At 64.1% G+C, this 21,756-nt stretch carries 19 protein-coding genes; 12 read left to right on the top strand and 7 right to left on the bottom strand.

Annotated features, from left to right (window positions below; all coding sequences use genetic code 11):
* The first annotated feature begins 150 nt into the window (after positions 1 to 150).
* Entirely contained in the window at positions 151 to 1,242 is a 1,092-nt protein-coding gene (locus tag BBD46_RS05945) for a M48 family metalloprotease (RefSeq protein WP_253184508.1), read from the top strand.
* The gene (locus BBD46_RS05940; protein WP_071400812.1) at positions 1,239 to 2,642 is read left to right on the top strand and encodes a PQQ-binding-like beta-propeller repeat protein; all 1,404 of its coding nucleotides are present in this window, start codon (positions 1,239 to 1,241) and stop codon (positions 2,640 to 2,642) included. The genes BBD46_RS05945 and BBD46_RS05940 overlap by 4 nt, the downstream gene beginning before the upstream one ends.
* Positions 2,643 to 2,730: 88 nt before the next feature.
* On the opposite strand, the gene BBD46_RS05935 is transcribed toward BBD46_RS05940, so the two are convergent.
* On the bottom strand, positions 2,731 to 4,626 hold the full coding sequence (locus tag BBD46_RS05935; RefSeq protein ID WP_071400811.1) for a PINc/VapC family ATPase: 1,896 nt from the start codon (positions 4,624 to 4,626) through the stop codon (positions 2,731 to 2,733).
* 238 nt (positions 4,627 to 4,864) lie between these two features.
* Between BBD46_RS05935 and BBD46_RS05930 the strand changes: the two genes are divergently transcribed.
* Together BBD46_RS05930 and BBD46_RS05925 are read left to right on the top strand one after the other, a co-directional pair.
* Positions 4,865 to 6,601, top strand: a complete 1,737-nt coding sequence (locus tag BBD46_RS05930; RefSeq protein ID WP_071400857.1) for a globin-coupled sensor protein — start codon at positions 4,865 to 4,867, stop codon at positions 6,599 to 6,601.
* Positions 6,602 to 6,688: 87 nt separating this feature from the next.
* Positions 6,689 to 7,846 (top strand): M20 family metallopeptidase, encoded by a 1,158-nt coding sequence (locus BBD46_RS05925; protein WP_071400856.1) that lies wholly within the window; start codon positions 6,689 to 6,691, stop codon positions 7,844 to 7,846.
* A gap of 67 nt (positions 7,847 to 7,913) precedes the next feature.
* Here the strand turns inward: BBD46_RS05925 and BBD46_RS05920 are convergent, their stop codons facing one another.
* Positions 7,914 to 8,270 carry a hypothetical protein gene (locus tag BBD46_RS05920; RefSeq protein WP_004217382.1) on the bottom strand — a complete coding sequence of 119 codons (357 nt, stop codon included), beginning with the start codon at positions 8,268 to 8,270 and terminating at the stop codon, positions 7,914 to 7,916.
* 322 nt (positions 8,271 to 8,592) lie between these two features.
* On the opposite strand from BBD46_RS05920, the gene BBD46_RS05915 reads away from it, so the two are divergent.
* The 7 genes from BBD46_RS05915 (at position 8,593) to BBD46_RS05885 (ending at position 15,722) form a co-directional block, all read left to right on the top strand.
* A complete protein-coding gene (locus BBD46_RS05915; protein ID WP_071400810.1) occupies positions 8,593 to 10,170 on the top strand; it encodes a carboxypeptidase M32 in 1,578 nt (525 codons plus the stop codon).
* A 122-nt stretch (positions 10,171 to 10,292) separates the two neighbouring features.
* On the top strand, positions 10,293 to 11,822 hold the full coding sequence (locus BBD46_RS05910) for a carboxypeptidase M32 (RefSeq protein WP_071400809.1): 1,530 nt from the start codon (positions 10,293 to 10,295) through the stop codon (positions 11,820 to 11,822).
* Between the two features lie 119 nt (positions 11,823 to 11,941).
* A complete protein-coding gene (locus tag BBD46_RS05905; RefSeq protein WP_084777684.1) occupies positions 11,942 to 12,544 on the top strand; it encodes a hypothetical protein in 603 nt (200 codons plus the stop codon).
* A 150-nt stretch (positions 12,545 to 12,694) separates the two neighbouring features.
* Positions 12,695 to 13,342, top strand: a complete 648-nt coding sequence (locus tag BBD46_RS05900; RefSeq protein ID WP_071400807.1) for a phospholipase D family protein — start codon at positions 12,695 to 12,697, stop codon at positions 13,340 to 13,342.
* A 119-nt stretch (positions 13,343 to 13,461) separates the two neighbouring features.
* Positions 13,462 to 14,139 (top strand): hypothetical protein, encoded by a 678-nt coding sequence (locus tag BBD46_RS05895; RefSeq protein WP_071400806.1) that lies wholly within the window; start codon positions 13,462 to 13,464, stop codon positions 14,137 to 14,139.
* Between the two features lie 111 nt (positions 14,140 to 14,250).
* A complete protein-coding gene (locus tag BBD46_RS05890) occupies positions 14,251 to 15,231 on the top strand; it encodes an ABC transporter substrate-binding protein (protein WP_071400805.1) in 981 nt (326 codons plus the stop codon).
* Positions 15,228 to 15,722, top strand: coding sequence for a desampylase (locus BBD46_RS05885; protein WP_071400804.1), 495 nt, complete (start codon positions 15,228 to 15,230; stop codon positions 15,720 to 15,722). Before BBD46_RS05890 ends, BBD46_RS05885 begins: the two co-directional genes overlap by 4 nt.
* Before the next feature lie 23 nt (positions 15,723 to 15,745).
* Here BBD46_RS05885 and BBD46_RS22560 read toward each other — a convergent pair whose 3' ends face one another.
* From BBD46_RS22560 to BBD46_RS05875, 3 genes are all read right to left on the bottom strand, one after another.
* Positions 15,746 to 15,886 (bottom strand): hypothetical protein, encoded by a 141-nt coding sequence (locus BBD46_RS22560; protein WP_004217371.1) that lies wholly within the window; start codon positions 15,884 to 15,886, stop codon positions 15,746 to 15,748.
* A 219-nt stretch (positions 15,887 to 16,105) separates the two neighbouring features.
* Positions 16,106 to 16,516, bottom strand: coding sequence for a hypothetical protein (locus BBD46_RS05880; protein ID WP_253184507.1), 411 nt, complete (start codon positions 16,514 to 16,516; stop codon positions 16,106 to 16,108).
* Between the two features lie 165 nt (positions 16,517 to 16,681).
* Positions 16,682 to 18,229, bottom strand: a complete 1,548-nt coding sequence (locus tag BBD46_RS05875) for a sulfatase-like hydrolase/transferase (protein WP_071400802.1) — start codon at positions 18,227 to 18,229, stop codon at positions 16,682 to 16,684.
* Positions 18,230 to 18,419: 190 nt separating this feature from the next.
* Between BBD46_RS05875 and BBD46_RS05870 the strand changes: the two genes are divergently transcribed.
* Positions 18,420 to 18,698, top strand: a complete 279-nt coding sequence (locus BBD46_RS05870; protein WP_071400801.1) for a hypothetical protein — start codon at positions 18,420 to 18,422, stop codon at positions 18,696 to 18,698.
* A 122-nt stretch (positions 18,699 to 18,820) separates the two neighbouring features.
* Here the strand turns inward: BBD46_RS05870 and BBD46_RS05865 are convergent, their stop codons facing one another.
* Both BBD46_RS05865 and hisS read right to left on the bottom strand, forming a co-directional pair.
* On the bottom strand, positions 18,821 to 20,308 hold the full coding sequence (locus BBD46_RS05865; protein WP_071400800.1) for a geranylgeranyl reductase family protein: 1,488 nt from the start codon (positions 20,306 to 20,308) through the stop codon (positions 18,821 to 18,823).
* 148 nt (positions 20,309 to 20,456) lie between these two features.
* On the bottom strand, positions 20,457 to 21,755 hold the full coding sequence (hisS, locus tag BBD46_RS05860; protein WP_071400799.1) for a histidine--tRNA ligase: 1,299 nt from the start codon (positions 21,753 to 21,755) through the stop codon (positions 20,457 to 20,459).
* Position 21,756: the final 1 nt, after the last annotated feature.

The raw sequence follows: 21,756 nt of genomic DNA, 5'->3' as shown, positions 1-21,756 counted from the left end.
CGATCGTCTCGTATATGTGACTACTCCTTAAACAGCTAGTGGTCATTACTGATGTTGGTTGAATACTCACACCCAATACCCCGACCACTCACTAACTCTCCAAACATCAATCTACAACAACTATACCGGTCCGCGGTCGATGCCGAGTCAATGCCGTCAACGCAGACACCCGTTCCCGGACGCGGCTTTCGCTTCCGAATGGGAGTCGCCCTCACACTCGTCGTCTGCTTGCCGTTCGCGTTCGTCTACACGTTCGTATTTCTCGCGAACACCGTCGGTATCGCGCTCCTCGAGTGGGCGAACGAACGGCCGTTCCACGGTGAGTTCTACGTCGATCCGTTGCTCCTGACCGTCGTCGTCCTCGGTGGCCTCCTCGTTCAGTACCGATACGGTCCGAGCGCTGTCCTGCGGTCGGTCGACGCACGGCCAGTCGACGCTGATGCGTACCCGTCTCTGCACGCAACAGTGACGCGCCTGTCGTCACAGATTGGCATCGCAACCCCTGGCGTCGCAGTGATCGACAGCACCGTGCCGAACGCGTTCGCGGTCGCCGGTGTCGGGCGGGCAGACGAGGAGTACGTCGTGGTCACGACCGGCTTACTCGAGATGCTCTCCGAGGAGGAACTCGAGGCCGTCCTCGCACACGAACTCGCGCATATTTCGAACCGTGACGCCAACCTGATGACCGTCGCGTGGCTGTTGCCGACGATCACGTACTATCTCGCTTTCGTCGCGTTCTACGTCCTCTACGGCTTCTATCGGCTGCTCGGCTCAGGCTTCAGCTCCGGCGGATCGGGCGGGGACAGCGACGGTCGTGCACTGCTCGTCGCCATCGTCGTCATCACCGTCTGTGCGGTCGTAACGCTGACCGTCTCGGCGATGTTCTGGCTCGCGAGCGTCCTGTTTTACCGCGTTCTCTCGCGCGAACGCGAGTACGTCGCAGACCGCGCCGCCGCCACGATCACCGGATCGCCGGCGGCGCTCGCGAGTGCACTCGAGACGCTCGATTCAGAACTGCCCAATCAGCCCGACGAAGATCTTCGGAAGCTCGACGGTGGCGTGGAGGCGCTGTACCTCGCGCCGCTCGAGGACCGCGCGTTCGGCTCGCAAGAGCTCATCAGCACGGACATCTTTCCAGACACGCATCCGCCGACCGAGACCCGAATCGACCGCCTTCGTGAACTCGAACGCGAGACTGGTGGGATGACCGCTGCGGCGAGTACGGGGAGTGATCTGGGATGACAGAGGGCCGACTCACTCGGCGGCGAGTACTCACCGCTGTCGGAACCGGGCTGGCGACCGCAGTTGCCGGCTGTGGCTACCAGCCCGGTGGCGGCGAGTTCGACTGGCACCATGCAACCGGTCGCTCGAACGTCCCTGGCCCGATGCGGACGGCGGACGACCGCTGGTTCTCCGATGGATCACACGTCGCCCACGTTCGCAATCGCAGCGGACGCACGTTCACCCAAAACGGGTTTGGCGAGGTCGACGACGCCGCTCTCACGCTTCGGGACTCGAGTGGAGACCGCGTCTGGAGCGGGAGTACACCGGCGCAGTACGTCGGGGTGCCAGCGGTTTCCGATGGGGATGCGTACTTTCAGTTGGAGGACGACCGCATCGTTTCGATCGCGTACGAGACGGATGGGGGTGAAGACGGGTCAAGCACTGGTTCCAACACCGACATCGGCTCGAGTTCTGGCACCAGCAACAGTAGTAATAGTAATAGTAATAGTAATAATAGTAGTTCCGAGTCCTCGACCGAGACCCCCATACGCTGGGAGATCACCTGGGACGGCCCGGAACTCGCGCTTCGGACCGCACGATCCGGAATCGACTCGTCGCTTCTCGTCGGCACGCATTCCGATGGACTCGTCTGCTTCGACACCGACACCGGCGAGTTGCGCTTCGAGCAGACACTTGCCGATCTCGGCGGCCGAACCGGTGATGACGGCACCAACAGCACCACTGACGACGACACCGACGTTCTGCTCAGCGCAACCGCAATCACGACGGACGATCTCTGGGTTCTCACCGCTAGCAACCCAGATTCTGGTTACGACCCAGCACTGGTCTGCCTCGATTCGGACGGCACCGTCCAATCCAGCAGCACCCACCCTCGTTTCAGGGATGTCGTCGCTGTCGGGGAGTCCGCTCTCGTGGCTCTCGACGGCAGTGACGAGCACGTTCCGGAAGTACGGGGGATCGCTCCGGACGGCGAGCAGCAGTTCACGGTACCCCTCACCGAGACTGCCGAGATGGGTGGAGTGACGTTGCGTCCCGTTTCTGCTTCCGCGTCAGCTTCCGACACGGCGCGGGTGTACTGTCGCGCTGGCGACGTACTCACGGCTGTCGACGCTGCGTCAGGTGACCTCGCCTGGCGGCGCGACGACTACGCGTTCCGTGGGACGCTCGTCGCCGACGCAGACGGCGTCTACGGCTGGGGAGTTGGACCATCAATGAATAGTTGTGGGCTCGTGGCTATCACTGCCGAGGGTGAGTCCTGGTGGAGTGTACGACCACTCGAGGAAGTCTCGTGTCGAGACGACCTGCTGCTCGCCGACGACAGACTGGTAGTGGTTGCCGACGACGGACTGTACGGACTCTACAAGGGACCTGGGCGGCGGTATACGCTTGTCTCTTGACCCCTTCCCTGCGAGAATTCGCTCTCGCTGGCCCGTCACTCACTCCGTTCATGAAGGCTCCAAAAAGCCGCTCACTCCGTTCGCGGTGTTACGACGGAACGACCGTAACCGGATCCTTGCGGTCGATCGCCTGCTCTAACTCGTCTGCGATCGCGCTGCCGCGCGAGACCTGAATTTCGCCGCCGCGGCTCACCGTTGCGGTGAAGAGGTAGTCGCCGCCAGCCTGGACCTCGACGGTCTCGCCGTGGTTGCCGTCGACGGGAATGACGATGTGGCGGGAGGTGATTTCGGGCGTGACCATCTGGCCTGCGGCCTGTCCGCCGCTGCCGCCACTGCTACCGCCACCGCCGCCGTTCGCGCTTGCACCACCCGCACCTGCGCCGTAGTTCGGATTCTCGTCGTGCGTCCGCACGTCGATATCGATCCCGAGCCGGTTCTCGATATCCGTAATTCGGCCGCCGCCTTTCCCGATGACACTCGAGATGTCGTCATCTTCGACGTAGACGGTGGCGGTGTTCTGGCCCTTCAACTGGACGTCGACGTAGCCGCGGGCGACGGAGCGAATCTCGCGTTCGATCTCCTGCTTCGCGATGCGGTCGACGCCGGATTCGCTGCCGGGGCCGCCCTCGTCCTCTTTGAGGGGGACGGTGACGACCTGCCGGTTGAAGGTGTAGATTTCGTACTCCGGCTCTCCGGTTTCGAAGTTCGTGACCTGGATGACGGGGCGTGCGAGGTCCTCCTCGGTAAGACCTGCGGGCACCTTGACCTCCGTGCGCACGTCGTAGACGGTGTTGACCTCCCCGGCCTCGATGTAGACGACGGTGTCGACGACCTGTGGAATCATCCCGAGTTCGACGCGGCCGACGAGGCGCTGCAGGGCGTCGATCGGACGGGTCGCGTGTACGACGCCGATCATGCCGACGCCGGCGAGGCGCATGTCCGCGAAGACCTCGAAGTCGTCGGTCTTTCGGACCTCGTCGTAGATGGTGTAGTCCGGTCGGACCATCAGCAGGGCGTCCGCCGTCTTCGCCATCTCGCCGCCGAGTTCGGTGTACTGGGTGATCTCGGGACCGACCTGCAGGTCCCGCGGCTTTTCCATCGTCTTGACCGCGTAGTCGTGGTTCGAGATGAACCGGGCGACCGCCTGGGCGAAGGTCGACTTCCCTGCCCCGGGCGCACCGGAGATGAGGACGCCGCGCTGGCGCTCCAGAAGGCGGTCTTTCAGCTCCTCGGCGTTCTCGTAGTCCTCGATGTCCGTCTGTGCGATCGGCCGAACCGCAGTGATCTCGATCCCGTCCGCAAACGGCGGGCGACCGATGGCGATCCGGTAGTCCCGGAACTGGACGATCTTCATGCCCGGCTCCGAGAGCTCGATGAAGCCCTCCGCGGACTCCTTCGCGGCGTCGATGACCTCGCGGGCGTACTCGTCCATTGTCGCCTCGTCCAACGGCTCGTCGGCTATTTCCTCGTAGCGCATCTCGCCGAGTTCGCCGCGCTTTGCCATCGGGACGGTGTCCGTCTTCAGGTGGACGCTCATCGTCGCCTCGTCGAAGTACGTCTCGACGGTCAGCGTCCCTACGTCGACCTCGCGGGTGTCCGGGGCAACGTGCTCGACGTCGAGGCCCTTCGCCTCGGCGACCTCGGCCTGCACGATGTCGCTCGTGAGGAAGGTCGCCTCGAGGTCCTCCGCAATGTCGCGGATCAGCGCGTCGATCTCGCCCTCGGAGGCGTGCCCGCGCTCGATCGCGTTCGGTCGCTCTCCGACGTACTCGAGTTCGATCGCGCCCTCGTCGGCGCGGTCGGCGAGCCGCTGGAGTTCTTCCAGGCCGTCCCAGCCGGTCTCGATGCCGTCGTTGGCCTGCGCCTCGAGTTCTGCGACGACCGCTTCGGGGACGGAAATCGTCGCTCCCTCGAACTGCCCATCGTCAATCGTCGCCGAGACGCGGCCGTCGATGACCACGCTCGTATCCGGCACGACGTTCATACCTGAACTGGTTCACGTACGCCTATAAGGGTGTTCACCGCATGGCCACGGTTTCGCTTTCACTGCTTGGCCGCGGGGTTGGTTCTGGTCTGGTTCGTTGGGTGGCCGCTTGTCCATTGCAGTGGCTGGTGTGCAGTTCACCGACCGCTCGGCTGTACATGACGATCTGTACCCATTCTTATTCTGCGAGAACAGTCACGGAAAGTTCAATGATACGCCCCCGATCGACTTCCAACCAATGCAACCGGAGGAGACGTTCGGAAACGGCGGACTCAACGGCACGTTCGACGTCGACGACCTCGTCGACCGCATCGGACTCGACGACGGTGAACTCGCCTGGCGGAAAGCATTCATCGGCTTCGACTCAGCTGACGAGCGGCGACTCGCCGATCTCGAGCCGCTGTTGCGTGACAACCGGGAAGCGATCGCCGACGACTTCTATGACAACGTCCTGCAGTACGACCGAACGCAGGCAATCGTCAACCGATCGCCCAAGGGGACTGACGCGCTGAAACAGACCCAGCAGGCGTATCTGGTCTCGCTGGCGACCGGCTCGTACGACCAGGACTTTTTCGCGAATCGTGCTCGGATCGGCAAGCTCCACGAGCTGCTCGACATGCCGCTGCACCACTACGTGGGACAGTACGGCGTCTACTACGAACTACTGCTCTCGCGATTGAACGAGCGCGTCCAGCAACAGGTCGTGGATGCAATCATCGAGTGGGCGGACGAACGCGAGGCGGAGGCCGAAGAGTCGGCCGGCGGACTCGGTCGGGTCGTAAACGCGCTGGGATTCGGGCGTCACAATGCGGAACCGGGAGCGGAGACAGGAGCCGAGTTGGACAACGGTGACGCCGACGGCGACGCAACGCAAACCGCACTCGAGGAGTCGTTCGAAACGACGGTTCGCGAGGCGATCGACGACGGCATGCTGGACGTGCTCTCGCTGTTGCGGCTGCTCAACCTCGATATGCAAATCGCGGTCGACACGTACGTCGACGCCGACGCACAGCGGCTCGAAGACGAAATCGAGCGACGGGCCGCTCTCGCTCGGGAGGTCGAGTCTGACGTTCAGGCACCGCTTGCTGACCTTCACACCGCGGGGGAGACGGTCGCCCAGCGGGCTGAATCGATCAGTGACCAGACCGAAACGCAGGCGACTCACATCGAAAGTGCCGCCCGGGAACTCGACGACGTCAGCAACGCGGCTGACGAAATCGCATACGCAGCCGACGCGGCCCGCACAGAGAGTGCCCGAACCGAGCGCCTCGCCGCCGACGGCGTCGACGCGGCCGACGAGGCGCTGGACGAACTCGGTGCAATCGAGGACGCGACCGATCACGTCGCAGCGGACATGGACGCGCTCGCCGACCGGATCGAAGCGATCGACGATCTCGTCGACCGACTCGACGACCTGACACAGCGAACGTCGGTGCTGGCGGCGAACGCGAAGATCGAATCCGCTCGAGCGACGGGCGACAGTGGCGCTGGTGCCGACACTGGAAACAGCAGCGAAACCATGGGCATCATCGCCAGCGAGGTCCGCTCGTTCGCCCAGCAGACGAAGACTGATCTCGCAGACATTGCACGCGCCGCGGAGGCGATCCGCGAGGATGCCGCCGCCGCAGTCGAGACCACCGAGGAGACGGTCGAGCGCGTCGATACCGGCACAGATCGCGTCCGTCGAACGATCGACTCACTCGAGGAGATCCACGAGTCGGCACAGACGACGACCGCGCGAATGGACGAGGTTGCGGCCGCAGCCGATCAACAGGTCGCCGGCGTCGAATCGACGGCACAGACGCTTGCCGATCTCTCGGAGTCGGCCAACGAGGTTGCGAGTTCGGCTGCATCGGTTGCGGCGGCGAGTGAGGAACAGACGGCGAGTCTTCGGACTGTCCGCGACTCTGTCGATCGGCTTACTGATGAGGTCGAGACGGGGGTCGACGACAGCCAGCCGGACCGGTCTGTTTGAGCACGGTGAACGGCGATTTGAGCACGACTCGGCGGGTGATCCACGATGTCCGGTGGACTGAACACCTCGGCCGACGACACTCAGCGTATGACAGTTGCGACGCTGACCCGTGAACTCGTCTCGATTCCGAGCCACACAGATGAGGGTGAGGCCGAGGCTGGCGAGTTCATCGAGTCGTGGCTCCGCCGCGAAACGGACGCGGACGTCGAGCGAGACGCAGTCGGGAACGTGATCGCGCGGAAAGGTGACCGAACAGAGGGCGACACACCGGATGGCGACACACTCGCCCTCGTCGGCCACCACGACGTCGTCGCCCCGGACGACACCCAACTCGAGGCCGGCGGCTCCTCCCACGTCGAGGAGCGAAACGGACGCCTCTACGGCCGCGGCACAGCCGACATGAAGGGTGCCGTCGCAGCAGCCATGCTCGCGTTCCGCGACAGCGATATCAACGCGCCCGACTCGAGTAGCCCGCCCCCTTCACAGTCCGGTGAGACAGACGCCCCCGGCGAACTCGTCTTCGCGAGTTTCGTGGGCGAGGAAGTCGGCGGTACAGGCGCTCGACACGCCATCAGCGAGGGCTTTTCTCCCGAGTACGCCATCGTCGGCGAGGGCTCGACCAACTACTCCGGTCCCGACGTGACCGACGTCGCCGTCGCCCACAAGGGCCGCCGCGGCAGCACGATTACGGCACACGGCAGTGCCGCCCACGCCAGCGAGATCGACGCCGGTGAGAACGCCATCTACCGCGCGACCGATGCCGTCGCTCGCGTCCGGGCACTCGAGTTCCCCGCGGTCGACGTGACTGGGGAGGTACTCGAGGGTACCATCGCGGTCACCGAAATCGAGGGCGGGACGGCGATGAACGTGATCCCCGACCGTTGTACGATTACGGTCGACGAGCGGACGGTGCCGGGCGAGCGCGCGGATCTCGGACAGGTCGAGGAACTCGTCGGTGTGGAGTGGACGGTCGACCAGGATCTCCCGCCGATGCGGTGTGACGACATGTCCTTCGCGGGGACGGTCCAGTCGGTTGCTGACGACGTGCAGTCCGGTTCACCGGAACTCGTGACGAAGCCGCACGCGACGGATGCGGGGTGGCTCTCGGAGGCGGGAACGGAGTGTGTGATCTACGGGGCGTCCGAACCCGGTGAGGCCCACACTGCTGACGAGAGCGTCTCAGTCGAGGTACTCGAGCGTTGTTACGAGACGTATCGTGGTGTTGCAGAGACGTGGCTGCAGTGATGGGGTGGCTGAGCAGCGTCCCTGACGAAGGAGACCACAGTCAGCAAACGTGCCGCGACCAGCGCTGTTAGACGCCCGGCACACCAACCGCCTCGAAGCCGGTGAGGCCGAGTGCGGCGAGGGCGTAGAGCACGATCAGGACGGTGACCCACGCGACCAGGCCGATCATTGCCGCGGCAGTCCAGTCGGCGGGATACCGGAAGTTGATCACCGCGATGTACGCGAGCAATGCGAGGAGTGGGCCGACGAGCGGGATCCAGCCGACCAGATAGCCGACGACTGCCCATATTATCGCGCCGAACAGGGCAGTGACGATCGCGTGATCGAAGCTGCGCTCGCCGACGATGATTCGCGCGCCGACGTAGATTCCCAGTGCGCCGATGAGCAGGCTGACGACGAAGACGACGGCTGATGCGACGACCATACCCGTGACACAACAGCGAACGCGAACAGCCTGCGGCTTGCACGTTCCATCCGTGTATCACCGGTCCCACGTATCGTCGTCCGGACGCACTCTCTCGACCGACAGCGCGGATTCACGATCAGTACCGATGCTGACAGACGTGGCTGCGTCGCTGGTGAATCGCCGACGGGCCGCAGGCGGATCACTGACGGACTACCGATGGACTGCCGACAGATCGTTGACGGATCGCTGATAACCTGTCGGCCATCACGCCCATCGTGGCTCGCCGACAGCGGGTTCCGGAACCACGAGGTTGATACCAGTACCCACGTTATCGGCTAATATGTCAGCCGATCAGACCCAGCCCGACGGGGAGGGATCGACCTACGACGAGTTCGAAACGCGCATCGAACGCATCGCGAACGTCGCGAACGCCGGCGGCGTCCTGCGGTGGGACCAGGAAGTCGTCATGCCCGAGGAGGGGACGCCAGCCCGAGCGAAGCAGCTCTCGACGCTCTCGTCGATCAGCCACGAACTGCTGACCGCCGACGAGACCGGTGAGCTACTGGCGGAACTCGAGGACAGCGACCTCGACGGACAGCAGGCCGCCGCCGTCCGCGAGATTCGCCGGCGTTACGACCGCGAAACCAGCGTCCCGCAGGAACTCGTCGAGGAAATCTCCGAGACGACCGCGAACGCCCACCCGAAGTGGATGCAGGCCAAGGAAGAAGACGACTTCGAGGCCTTCGCGCCGACACTCGAGAAGCTGGTCGAACTCAAACGCGAGTACGCGAACCACATCGATCCCGACGCGGACCCCTACGAAGTTCTCTTTGCGGACTACGAGCCGTACCTCGACCTCGAAACCGCAGAGCGCGTGCTCGAACGCTTGCGCGACGAACTCGTTCCACTGATCGACGCGATTCAAGAGAGCGACGCCGACATCGAGACTGACGCCTTTGCGGGCGAATTCGACGACGACGACCAGGAAGCGCTCGCCCGCGACGTGCTCGACTCACTCGAGTACGACTGGTCGCGCGGCCGTCTCGATACGGCACCGCACCCGTTCTCCTCGGGGACGCAGTACGACGCGCGCGTCACGACGCGATTCGAGGAGGATGACCTGCTGGGTTCGATCACGTCCGTCATCCACGAGTTCGGGCACGCGAACTACACGCTGGGACTGCCGGACGAGCACTACGGGACGCCGCTGGGTGAGTCGCGGGATCTCACCGTCCACGAGTCCCAGTCCCGCCTGTGGGAGAACCACGTCGGTCGTTCGCGGCCGTTCTGGGAGCACTTCCTGCCGATCGCTCGTGAGCGCTTCGACGAACTCGCGGATGTCTCTCCCGAGGCGGCCTACGAGGCTGCGAATCAGGTGTACGACGACAACCTGATCCGGGTCGAGGCGGACGAACTCACCTACCACCTCCACATCGTGATCCGGTTCGAAATCGAGCGCGAACTCATCTCGGGCGACCTCGCGGTCGAAGACGTCCCCGAAGTCTGGAACGACAAGTACGAGGAGTACCTCGGCGTCCGCCCCGAAACGGACGCGGAGGGCTGCCTGCAAGACATCCACTGGTCGCACGGTTCCTTCGGCTACTTCCCGACGTACTCGCTCGGTTCCGTGCTCGCCGCGCAGCTCTACGCTGCGGCCGAGGACGAGTTAGGGAGCGAGGCGAGCGCCTCGGAAGCGCCGAGCGGCGACGAGCCGCGAGGCGCGTTCGACGACCAGATCCGCGAGGGCGAGTTCGAGGAGCTCAACGGCTGGCTCCGGGAGAACATTCACCAGCACGGCAAGCGCTACACGACGCCCGATCTGATCGAGGACGCCACCGGCGAGGCGTTCACGGCGGACTACTTCCTCGAGTACGCTAAATCGAAGTACGGCGAACTGTACGACCTGGACGACTACTGAGGCCGCCCGTCTCGAGCCCACAGATTCGTTTGCTGCTATTTTAGCAGCCTACAGCTGCCGGTCGTCTCGATCGCCCCTTCCCGAGGATTTAGTAGCGCTTGCTCTGTCCGTCGAGACGGAACATGTCAACTGCGGACGATTCACACGATACGGCGGACGCACCCGAGGCGTACCACGACCTCCTCGAGCGATCGGAAAAGCTCTCGAACGTCCACATGGCCTCGATGGCGCTCGGCTGGGACCAGCGCGTGATGATGCCCGAGGGCGGGACACCCGCCCGAGCCGGCCAGCTCTCGACTCTCTCGGGGCTCAGCCACGAACTGCTCGTCGACGACGATGTCGGGGCGTGGCTGGGCGGACTCGAGTCCGCCGAACTGACTGACGAGCAGGCTGCCGTCGTCCGCGAGCTTCGCCGCCAGTACGACCGCGCTGCTGACATGCCGGCCGAACTGGTCGAACGAGTTGCGTCCCACCAGGCCGAAACCCAGCAGGTCTGGCAGGAGGCCAAGGCCGAGGACGACTTCGCACACTTCGCACCGAATCTCGAGGAACTGATCGACCTTCACCGCGAGCGCGCAGCCGCCATCGACCCCGACGCGAATCCCTATCGGGTGCTCTACGAGGATCGGCTTCCGTACCTGCCACTCGAGACGGTCGAGGGAATTTTCGACGAACTTCGTGAGGGACTCGTCCCGCTAATCGAGGAGATCAAAACCGACGGTCGCGAGCTGCCGTCGGTGTTCAGGGGCCACACCTACGAGGAGGACGACCAGATGGCGCTCTCGCAGGAGGTCGTGGACCTGCTCGGCTACCCCGAGGAGCACGGCCGGCTCGACACTGCGCCACACCCGTTCATGGCGGGCAACCAGTTCGACGCCCGAATCACGACCCGCTTCCGGGAACACGATCCGACCGACGCGCTGATGGCGACGATTCACGAGTTCGGCCACGCGACCTACCAGCTCGGCCTGCCGAAGGGAGAGTACGGGAATCCGCTGGGTGAGTCGCTCTCCTCGGGCGTCCACGAGTCGCAGTCGCGCTTCTGGGAGAACCACGTCGGCCGCACGAAGCCGTTCTGGGAGTTCTTCCTGCCGACGATGAAAGAACACTTCCCGCATCTCGAAGACGTCACCGTCGACGAAGCCTACGCCGCAGTGAACCGGATCTACCCGGAGAACCTGATCCGCGTCGAGGCGGACGAACTCACCTACCACCTCCACATCATCCTCCGGTGTGAGATCGACCGGGCGTTCGTCGAGGGCGACCTCGACGTCTCCGAGATCCCGCGCGTCTGGAACGAGAAGATGGACGACTATCTCGGCGTCGTCCCCGAGACCGACACCGACGGCTGTCTGCAGGATACCCACTGGTCCGCTAGCTTCGCAGCCTTCCAGGGCTACACCGTCGGCAGCGTGCTGGCCGCCCAGCTCGACGCCGCGATTCGGGAGGATCTGGATGTCGATGGCCTGATCCGCGAGGGCGAGTTCGAGCCCCTCTGGGAGTGGATGACCGACCATATCCACCGCTACGGCCAGCGCTATCCGACCGAAGAACTGATCGAGGTCGCGACGGGCGAACCGCTCACCGCCGACTACTTCCTCGACTATGTCGAGTCGAAGTACGGCGAACTGTACGGTCTGGACGGCTATTGAGACTGCCCACCGTTTCCCGCCGTCTCGCCCGCTTTTCCGTCGCCTCGCCCGCTTGCCAGCCCGCTCGCGTGCCAGCCGCGACTTTATCATCGTTCTTATCCTACCAGTGTGCCCCGATGATGGTGACGACGCACGCGCTCGTCGGTCTCCTCGTTGCCCTCCCGCTGGCAGTGCTCGCCCCCGAGCACGCCACGGCTGTGCTCGCGGCGGGCGTTGTCGGTGGTATCGCCCCCGACTTCGACGTGTTCGCGACACACCGGAAGACCCTCCACCTCCCGACGTACGGCACCGTTGCGGCCGGCGTTGCGCTCGTACTCGCACTCGCTGTACCGACGCCTGCGACGCTCGCCACCCTCGCGTTCCTCCTCGCTGCCGCCCTCCACAACGCCGGCGACATCGTCTGCTGCGGACTCGGCGCTCGCCCCTGGCACAACCGTTCCGAGCGCTCCGTCTACGACCACTATCGCGGTCGATGGATTCCACCCAGACGATGGATCCGGTACGACGGCGCGCCCGAGGACCTCGCACTCGCTGTCGGTCTCGCCGTTCCGTCAGCGGCGATACTCGAGTGGCGCTGGCAACTGCTGACTGTCGCCCTGCTCGGCGTGTCGGTCGTCTACACGCTAGCCAGAAAGCGACTCGAGTGCGTCGCGCGGTGGGGTGTTCAATTCTTGCCGGCGCGGGTCCGTCGGTACGTTCCGGAGCGGTACGTGACTGGGTGAGCAGTCGGACGGCGCTCGCGACTTGGCGATCTGATTCTCCAGGTACCGTGTTGTGTGCACACAGCGCCCATGGGAGCTGAAACGCCGGGAATGACGGAAAGCATATACCGATACTCGTCCGATTCTGTGAGTGATCGAAGAGGAACGAAAATGACCGACATCGAACTCGTCAACAACCGCTGGGGTGACCGGAACGTCGAGGAGCAGGTAACGCGGCTGTTCGAGGACGATGGGACGATCTACCTCGTCACTGGCTTCTTTACGTACAACGCCTACCGCGTGATGCGACCCGATATCGAGGCGTTCCTTTCGCGGGAGCAGACGAACGAACTCGTGATCGTCGTCGGCGCGGCCGCGGACCAGTTCTCCGCGACGATCGCACGCGACCTGCGGGAACTCGACGAGAACGAGCAGATCAGCCTCTACAAGTACCCTGACGGCTTCCTGCACGCGAAGCTCTACCTCCGAGAGGGCGAGAACCCGGCTGCAATCGTCGGCTCGGCGAACCTGACGCAGGTCGCCTTCGAGCAGAACCTCGAACTGAGCGCCTACGTCGAGGGTGAGTCGATGCAGGATGGGCGTATCGAACCGTTCCGAGCGTGGATCGACGACCTGCTCGCGGTCTGTGACCCCGTTCGCCGTCGTGATCTCTTCAAACCAGTGATGATGGCCAAGACGGCCGTCAACTGGCTCAACAAGGGTAAACTCCTGCCAACTCGCGCCGTGTTCGGCCACCGAACGCCGTACGTGGTCGGGATGGTTATCCTCTGGCTGGTGCTCTCGAACGCGTTCGCCTGAAAGCGGTTCGCTGGCTCTGCTCGAGTTCCGATCCGTTGTGGCTGGCCGTGCGCGGGGATATAAAAGCGGGCTGGCACTGCCAGGCCTACACTCACCCCGGACGAACCCCACGGTCCGGTATGCGACTCTCCATTCCGGGCCTTCCCGGCGTCTACTACGACACTGACGCGGGGACCACGGCGATTGCAACGCTCATGTCCACCGCCGGCCGCCGCGCACCGAAGCCGAAGGGGTACGCGATTCAGGCGCTGCCGTACCTCTGGTCGTTCAACGTCGACCTCCACGAAGTCCCGAACGACCACCCGATCCAGTATCTCCACCCCGAGAGCGCGACCAGTCTCGGCGAACTCTCGAGTGACCGCCGTGCCCGTCAGGCTGGCACCGAACTCGAGTCCGTCCTCAGATTCGCGTGGTCGGTGAACCAGGAGGTCGAGTCCGCGACGAGTTCGCTGCTCGGCCAGACACAGACCCAAGACGGCGTCACGATCGAGATTCGGGATGGAAGCATCGTCGCGGATGGGGAGGAACTCGAGACGGACGAGTTCGATGTCGATGACCGAGCGGCCGATACTGGCGACGAGTTCGATACCGACGACCGGACGACGGATGCTGATTTCGAGACGGACGACTCGATCGTGGACACGGAGTTCGACGAGTTCGACGAGGATGAGGACGAGGAGTTCGGAACGGACGATGGCGAGTCCGATGGCTTCGACGGATCTGACGGGTTTGACGACTCGGGCAGCTCAGACGACGAACCCGACACTGACAGGTACGACACCGGTAACGAACGCTAACTGCTGTCCGATTCCCTCTGTCCCCGAGAACGGAACACGGTCTCGGAACACAGACTGCTATCCTGCTCACCGGGGCCGCTGTTTTTACTCACGCGCTGTGTACGACCAGCCATGCAAATCGTCACGACGCTCCCCTCGGCGACCGAACTGGTCGTCGCGCTCGGACTCGAGCCCGCCGGCGTCTCCCACGAGTGTGACTGGCCGCCGCGGGTCGAATCGGTCCCGTCGATAACCCAGTCACGCATCGACACCGACGGCTCCAGCGGCGAAATCGACCAGCAGGTGCTCGACGCGGCTGGAAACGACGAGAGCGACGCCACCGGAACCGGCGTCTACGACATCGACACCGACACGCTCGCCGCTCTCGACCCCAATCTCGTCATCACGCAGGGGATGTGCGACGTCTGCGCCATCGACGACATCGCCATCGCGGACGCACTCGAGTCCATCCCGGCCAACCCCGACCTGCTGACAACTGACCCGCACAGCATGGCGGACGTGTTCTCGGATCTCGAGCGCATTGGCCGCGCCGTGGGCCGCGAGGAACGCGCCGCCGAGGTGCGAGCCGAACTCGAGTCCCGGATCGACCGCGTTCGAGAGCGCACCCGGGACTGCACCCCGCAGGAACGCCCGCGAGTCGCCATCTTCGACTGGACCGACCCCGTCATGGTTGCCGGCCACTGGACCGCCGAACTCGTCGACTGGGCTGGCGGCGAGTACGGTCTGGCGGCCGTCGGCGAGCGCTCCCGCCCGCGCGAGTGGGACGAAATACGCGAGTACGATCCGGAGTGCATCGTCATGGCACCCTGTGGCTTCGGACTGGACCAGACAGCAGCAAACGTCGGGGACCTCTCCGAGCGCGAGGGCTGGGACGAGTTGACTGCGGTTCAGAACGACCGCGTCTGGGCGATGGACGGGAACCACTATCTGAACCGCCCTGGGCCGCGACTGGTCGACACGCTGGAGGCGCTCGCACCGGTCATTCGGCCGGAACTGTTCGGTGATTCGTCCGACCCAGCGCCAGCAGACGAGTTCGTCGTCCCGCTCGACGCACTCGAGACGGATCGAGCAGCACTACAGGTGGAGTCGTGACCCGAGAGTCGAACACCGACGCTCGCCCTCTCAGCGAAGCAGCCACCGACGGGGACGACCCGACGCTCGTCCTCCCCGACGAAATCCGAACACAGCTCTGCGAGCGCGCTCGCACCGGCACACCCGAAGAAATCTGTGGGATCCTCGGCGGCACGTTCGACGCAGACCGAAGTCAGGTCGCCTCCGCCTACCCCGCGACCAACGTCGCCGACACCCCGCGGACGCGCTACCGGATCGATCCCGAGGAGCAACTCGAGTGCTTCGAGCGACTCGAGGCGGCGGGCGAGGAAATCGTCGGGTTCTATCACTCGCATCCGAACGGGCCGGCGCGACCGAGCGAAACGGACGTCGAGGCGGCGACCTGGCCGGATCGTTCCTACGTGATCGTTTCACTCGAGCCGTTTGCGGTGGGGTCGTGGCGGTGGCGGTCGGACGATTCTGTGGACGGTGAGTCCGGCGGACAGTTCAAACGCGAGCGAATAATTTCCTGAGCACGGTTCGTTTCCAACCGCCCTCACAGGTCCATGAACCGGAGGAACAGCCCCAGAAGCAGGACGCCGAAACCGATGATCGCCCCAACAAACGGCGGGAGGACCGGAATCGGGATCACGATCAGGAGTAGCCCGACGATGAGTACTTTCGTGGAGAGGCGCATGGGTTCGCTTCGGTTGCCTTGCAGAAAAAGCTATAGTGAGGGTGACACTGAAAATTCGGAACGTCACACTGACTAGCCGGGGATCGCCAAATCTTCGAATTCGAGAATTCGAGTACGTGGTCGGTTTGCAGTGTTGTTCCTGCGATGTCAGCGCTATACCGACGCTACGCCAGCGCTGCACCGACGCTACGCCAGCGCTGCACCGACGGTGCTCCGGTACTACTGTGAATCCGAACTCTCGCTTTCGTCTGCTGCCTGCTCTCTGAACTCCTCAGCCTGCTCGCTCAGTTTCTTGCCGACGAGATACTTGAAATCGTCCGGCATCAGCCCGCGCTGGATGTCGATCGTCACCATCGTATCACAGCCCGCGACGATCTCCGGGGCCCACTTCCCCTGTGCCAGCTTCGACTCGTCGGTGACGACCGCCTCACCGTCTTCGACATCGATGAACGCCGTCACCGTGTTCCAGATGCGCGGATCGCTCGTTGTCGCCTCGTCGAACAGTCCCTCGAGTCGGGAGTCCTTGATCGGCTCGTCGCGCAGTTCTTTGATCAGGTCCTCGAGTGCGATGGCGAGTTCCTCGTACTCCTCGGGGGTCATGTCGTCGCCGTTGCCGCTGGCGGCGGTCATCGCATCACCCGTCGCATTCTGGTTCCGGTTCTGATCCCAGTTCCGGTTCCATTCGGGAGTGGCGCGCTCATACGAGGACATTGCCGTGGTCGGCGTATAAACTCCGTGTCCTGCGGCTGACACTGTGTCCGTCTGGGTGGTCTGCGTCCCATCGCGTACTCCCTGTTACGGCTCCTCGGTCGCCCGCAGCACGTCCGGCACCCACTTTCGATTCGGATCGTCGGTCTCCTCCATCCAGTTGATCAGTTCCGTTCGGAGGTCTTGGCGAACAGCGGCGTAGTCGGGGTGGTCGATCAGGTTCTGCAACTCCGCCGGATCTGCCTCGAGGTCGTACAACTCGTCTACGTCCGGCGCGTTGTAGACGTACTTGTACCGATCCGTGCGGATCATCCGCTGAGTGTAGAGGCCGAATTCGTCGCCGTGGTACTGGGCGAAGACTGAATCTGACCACGTCGGCGACGCAGTTCGCTTCCCCTCACTTTCACCCTCTCCCTTTCCCTCACCCTCTCCCATTCTTTCCTCCGCGTCAGCAGCTTCCAGCAACGGCACGAGACTGCGCGAAGCAAAACTCTGAGGGATCGCCACGCCGCCCATCTCGAGAAACGTCGCCGCCAGATCGTGAAGGTGCACCGGCTCCTTGCACACCGATCCCGGCTCCGTAACGCCCGGCCAGCGCACCTGCAGCGGGATGTGATACGTATCGTCGTACATCAGCGGCCCCTTGTTGAACTGACGGTGCCCTCCAGCGAAGTCGCCATGATCCGAGGCATGGACGACCACCGTCTCGTCCGTGAGGCCGGTGGACTCGAGTACATCCAGAATCCGACCAAGTTGGTCGTCGATCAGGGTGACGAAACCCCAGTACTTGGCGATGGCTTCCGTCCAGATCTCTCGGTCGAACTGCTCGACGCCGCGGTAGGAGCGGTAGTTCGCGTGGACCTGCGGCTTTCCGGCGTCGGTTTCGGCGTAGCTCCCGGGGAGATCGACGTTCTCGGGGTCGTACATCGAGGCGTAGGGTTCGGGGACGACGTAGGGATGGTGCGGGCCGTAGAAGTCCGCTCGGTGGAAGAAGGGGTCGTCACGGTCACCGTTCGCGTGTGCTTCGATCGCGTCGATCGTTCGCTCGGCCAGGAACCAGACGCGTGTCTCTTCGACATCGACCGAGGTCGTGGCGGCGACGAACGTCCCGCTGCTGTCGTCTCGGGGATCGGTGCCGGTATAGATGATGTCTTCGAGATCAGCCTCACCGACGGGCGTCCCGCGTTCGGCGCGGTACTCGCGGAACGCGTCGTCGATGTCGTCGTGGTGTGTGTCGCTGCCGCCGAGATAGGAGAAGCCGAAGTTCTCGGGGGTTTGATCGCGGCCGACGTGCCACTTCCCGGTGTAGGTCAGGTGGTAGCCGGCATCGTCGAGTTTCTCCGAGAACGTCGGGATTCCGGGCGGCAGGTTGGGCTGGAGGGCGTCGTCCTCGTGGCAGTTGTTCAGCATGCCGTGGCCGTGGGGGAACCGGCCGGTCAGCAGCGACGCGCGGGCGCTTGAGCAGATACTGATCGGGGTGAACGCGCGCTCGAAGTGCGTGCCGGTCGCCGAGAGGTGGTCTATCGTCTCCGTTTCGACCGTGTCGGCGACCGGCCCATCGAGGGCGCTGCAGTCGTAGCGCTCCTGGTCCGTGAGCACGAGCAGGACGTTCGGCCGGGTGTCGGCGTCGACCATCGCGGGTGCTACATCGCTGGGACAGTTAACTGTGAGACTTGCCTTTCGCCGGCACCCACCGGTGCCCACCGGCACCCGCCGAGGACCGCCGGGGGCCGCTGGGGCCACCGAAGGACGAACGGGGTCCCCATCTTAAACGCGCTGCGTATGAACCCGCACCCTCATTAGAACGCAGTTCCAGTCCTCACTCGTGCCAACCGCATACTGTGGGGAGTGTGAGTGGACGCACACCGTCACGGCAGAGGAGACGACCGACCTCGATCTCGCGATGATCGACCACCACGTCGACACCGGCCATTCGCCGATCGAACGTGGCGATCTGGTCGAGCCGATTTCGGCCGCCGGTGGGTCGGACGACGCGAGCAACGCGACCAAGATCAAACTCGAGAGCGCGCACGACGAGGGGGACAAGCAACAGCGCGAGACCGCTCCGACAACCGATGCAGAAGCGCAGACTGAACTCGAGTAACCGCTATCGGTGACGAGTAACGGGTGACGGGTGATGGGTAGCCACAGCCGGCTCTTCTGAGCAACAATCACTGCCGACTGAAACTCAGTCTGCGTATTCGATTCTTGTCCGACGCAGGGCAGTCAGTACTTCTGCTCGCTCGGCGGAATCCCGAGATCGTCGTAGAACGCCTGATCTATCCGGTCCCGTTCTGCGAGCCACGTGTCGAACGTCGACGGATCTGTCGGATAGGCCTCGTACTGCTGTTCGTACCTGGCGACGTGATTCCGTGTCTTCCTGACGGTACGGATGGACTCGAGTAGGTCGCGTTTGCTCACGCCGAGGGTGTCGAAGGAGTCCTTGCGATACTCGGAGACGAAATTCTTCAGGACCCCGGTACCGACGAGGAACTTGCTTTTGAGGCTGTCAACCTCCGTGGAGGTGCCGACGATCTCTCGAATTTCGGCCTCGGGGAGGAGTGCAGCGACGGCCCGCAGGGTGTTTACGTCGAGCATGCTCGCGGCGACGTTGTACGCGTCCCACGAGGCGAGCTTTGCGGCCTCGCCGTGCTCGCGGTAGAGCCAGCGGTTGTGCTCCCAGAGTCCGGCCTCCGAGGTGTCGCCGTCCTCGATGGCCTGGGCGACGGCACGGCCGGCGGAGTAGCCGGAGTAGGCCGCACCGCGGATGCCCTTGCCCGTAATCGGGTGGGTCGTCCCCGCTGCACCGCCCGTCGCCAGGTAGCCGGGGGCGACCATCGAGTCGAGCGGTCGGCGGAGGGCAATCGCCGCGCCGAGTTTGTTCGTGTTCCCGAATCGCTCTGCGACGGTTGCGCCCTGGTACTCGTGGCGGTGCTCGATATCGCGGCGCAGGCGGTCGGCGAGCGGGATCGGCTCCTTGTTCATCTGGAATCCCAGCCCGACGTTGATCTGGGTTGGCGTCCGCGGGAAGTACCAGATGTAGCCCATCTCCTCTAGAGGCTTGCCGACGATGGCGTTGTGGTACTCGACGGGCTGTTCGGTCTCGATGATTTCGCGGTAGGCCGACCCGAAGTGGGTGTAGTGGGGCACCTCGAACGTCGGCTCGCTGGGGGTATCGAGGTCCTCGAAGCTGACCATGTCCTGCAGGATCGACTGTGCGCCTGCAGCGTCGATCAGCACGTCACACTCGTAGCTGACTGGCTCCCCGTCCCGGACCGCTTTGACGCCGGTGATCTGTCCGTTCTGGGTTACCTCGTTGACCACCGTGTCGTAGTGTTGCTCGACGCCGCAGTCGGCTGCCTGCTCGAGCAGGCGCTGGCCGAACTCGTAGCGGTCGACGACGTTGCTGCTGTCCTCGTAGGGTAAGACCTTCCGTACGTCGAGTTCTTCGTCCCAGTACTCGATCTGGTCGATGTTGTTGTCGACGAGGACGGCCTCGTCGTCGGCGATCGCGTCCATATCGATCGGCCCCGGGTAATTCTTCGGATCGCGAGGGCTCTTGATCGCATCGCCACAGGCGATGAACCCGCCCTGCTCGCGGGGTTTGCGCTCTAACTGAACCACGTCGATCCCCTCCGCGGCTGCAGTTGCTGCCGCGAAACAGCCCGCGATCCCGCCCCCGACAACGATCACGTCGTACTGGTTGCGCACCATTGGGTACTGTTCCTGCCTTCGGAAATTGGGTACGTAACTCTTGCTTTTGCGGTGGTCTGGCAGGTGGACTGCTAGCGATCCTCCCGTACTCGCCCGCCAACCCGCTGCACACAGAAACTCGGCTGTGCCGCTCCTGGAACTGGACTCCCTATTCGAAGTCAGCGAGCGTCGGCCGCTCGTGCTCGCCGGGGAACGACTCGACTGGGACCTGCAACTGGTCTCCCGACGCCATATCTTTGATCGTCACCTCGTCGTTTGCGAGATCCTGCTCGCCCGCGATGACGACCGTCTCGGCGTTGATCGAGTCCGCGTAGTTCAGCTGCGAGCCGAACGAGCGGCCGGCGACGTCCGTCTCGACGACGTGGCCACGCTCGCGCAGGTCGCGCGCGATTCGGGCCGCTTCCGTTCGGGTGTCGCCGATCTGGAGGACGTAGTAGTCCGTCGTAACCTCTTCTGCGGGCCAAACGCCCGCGCGCTGGAGAAGCAGCGGCAGCGTCGCGTGTCCCGGTGCGACGCCGACCGCGGGCGTCGGCTGGCCACCGAAGCTCTCGATGAGGTCGTCGTAACGCCCGCCGCCGAAGATCGACCGCGAGACCTCGCCCGCGGAGTCGAAACACTCGAAGACGACGCCCGTGTAGTAGTCCAGTCCGCGGGCCGTCTCGAGTGAGATCGTACAGAACTCGCGCGCCCCGAAGTCGTCGGCGGCCGCGAGAACGTTCTGGAGGTTGTCGACCGCGGCATCGACGCGCTCGGTGTTCGCGAACTCTCGGACTTCCTCTAAGTCGCCGCCGGCGATGAGGTCGTCGAATTCGACGGCCTGATCGGCCGTGAGTCCCGCACCGATCAGCAGGTCGTGGTACTCCACGGTCGAGAGTTTGTCCGACTTGTCGACCGCGCGAATCGCGTCCTCGGTGTCGACGTCGGCGTCGTAGCTCTCCAGAACGCCGCCCAGAATATCGCGGTGGGAGATGCGGAACTCGAAGTGCTCGCCGGTGAGTCCGAGGTTGGTCATCGCGTCTGCGGCCCAGGCGAGAATCTCGGCGTCGGCTTCGGGTTCCGAGGAGCCGAAGATGTCGACGTTGGTCTGGTAAAATTCGCGCTGGCGGCCCTGCTGGACCTGCTCGTAGCGCCAGAATGGGCGCGTCGAGAACCACTTGATGGGTTTCGAGAGTTCCTGTTGCTTGGCGACGACCATCCGCGCGACGGTCGGCGTCAGTTCGGGCGTCAGGGTAACGTGGCGGCCGCCCTGGTCCTCGAAGGCGTAGAGTTCATCGACGATGTCGTCGCCGCTCTTGTCGGTCCACATCTCGGCGCGCTCGAGTGCGGGCGTCCCGATCTCGCGGAAGCCGTAGCCGCGGGCGGTGTCCTCCAGCGTGTCGATGGTCGCCCGTCTGGCGGCCATCTCACCGGGATAGAAGTCACGAAAGCCCTTGATCCGGTCGTACATG

Source organism: Natrialba sp. SSL1 (assembly GCF_001861355.1).
Taxonomy (GTDB): domain Archaea; phylum Halobacteriota; class Halobacteria; order Halobacteriales; family Natrialbaceae; genus Natrialba.
Note: the sequence above shows the minus strand (reverse complement) of the source record. Positions and strands in the feature narration are given on the sequence as shown.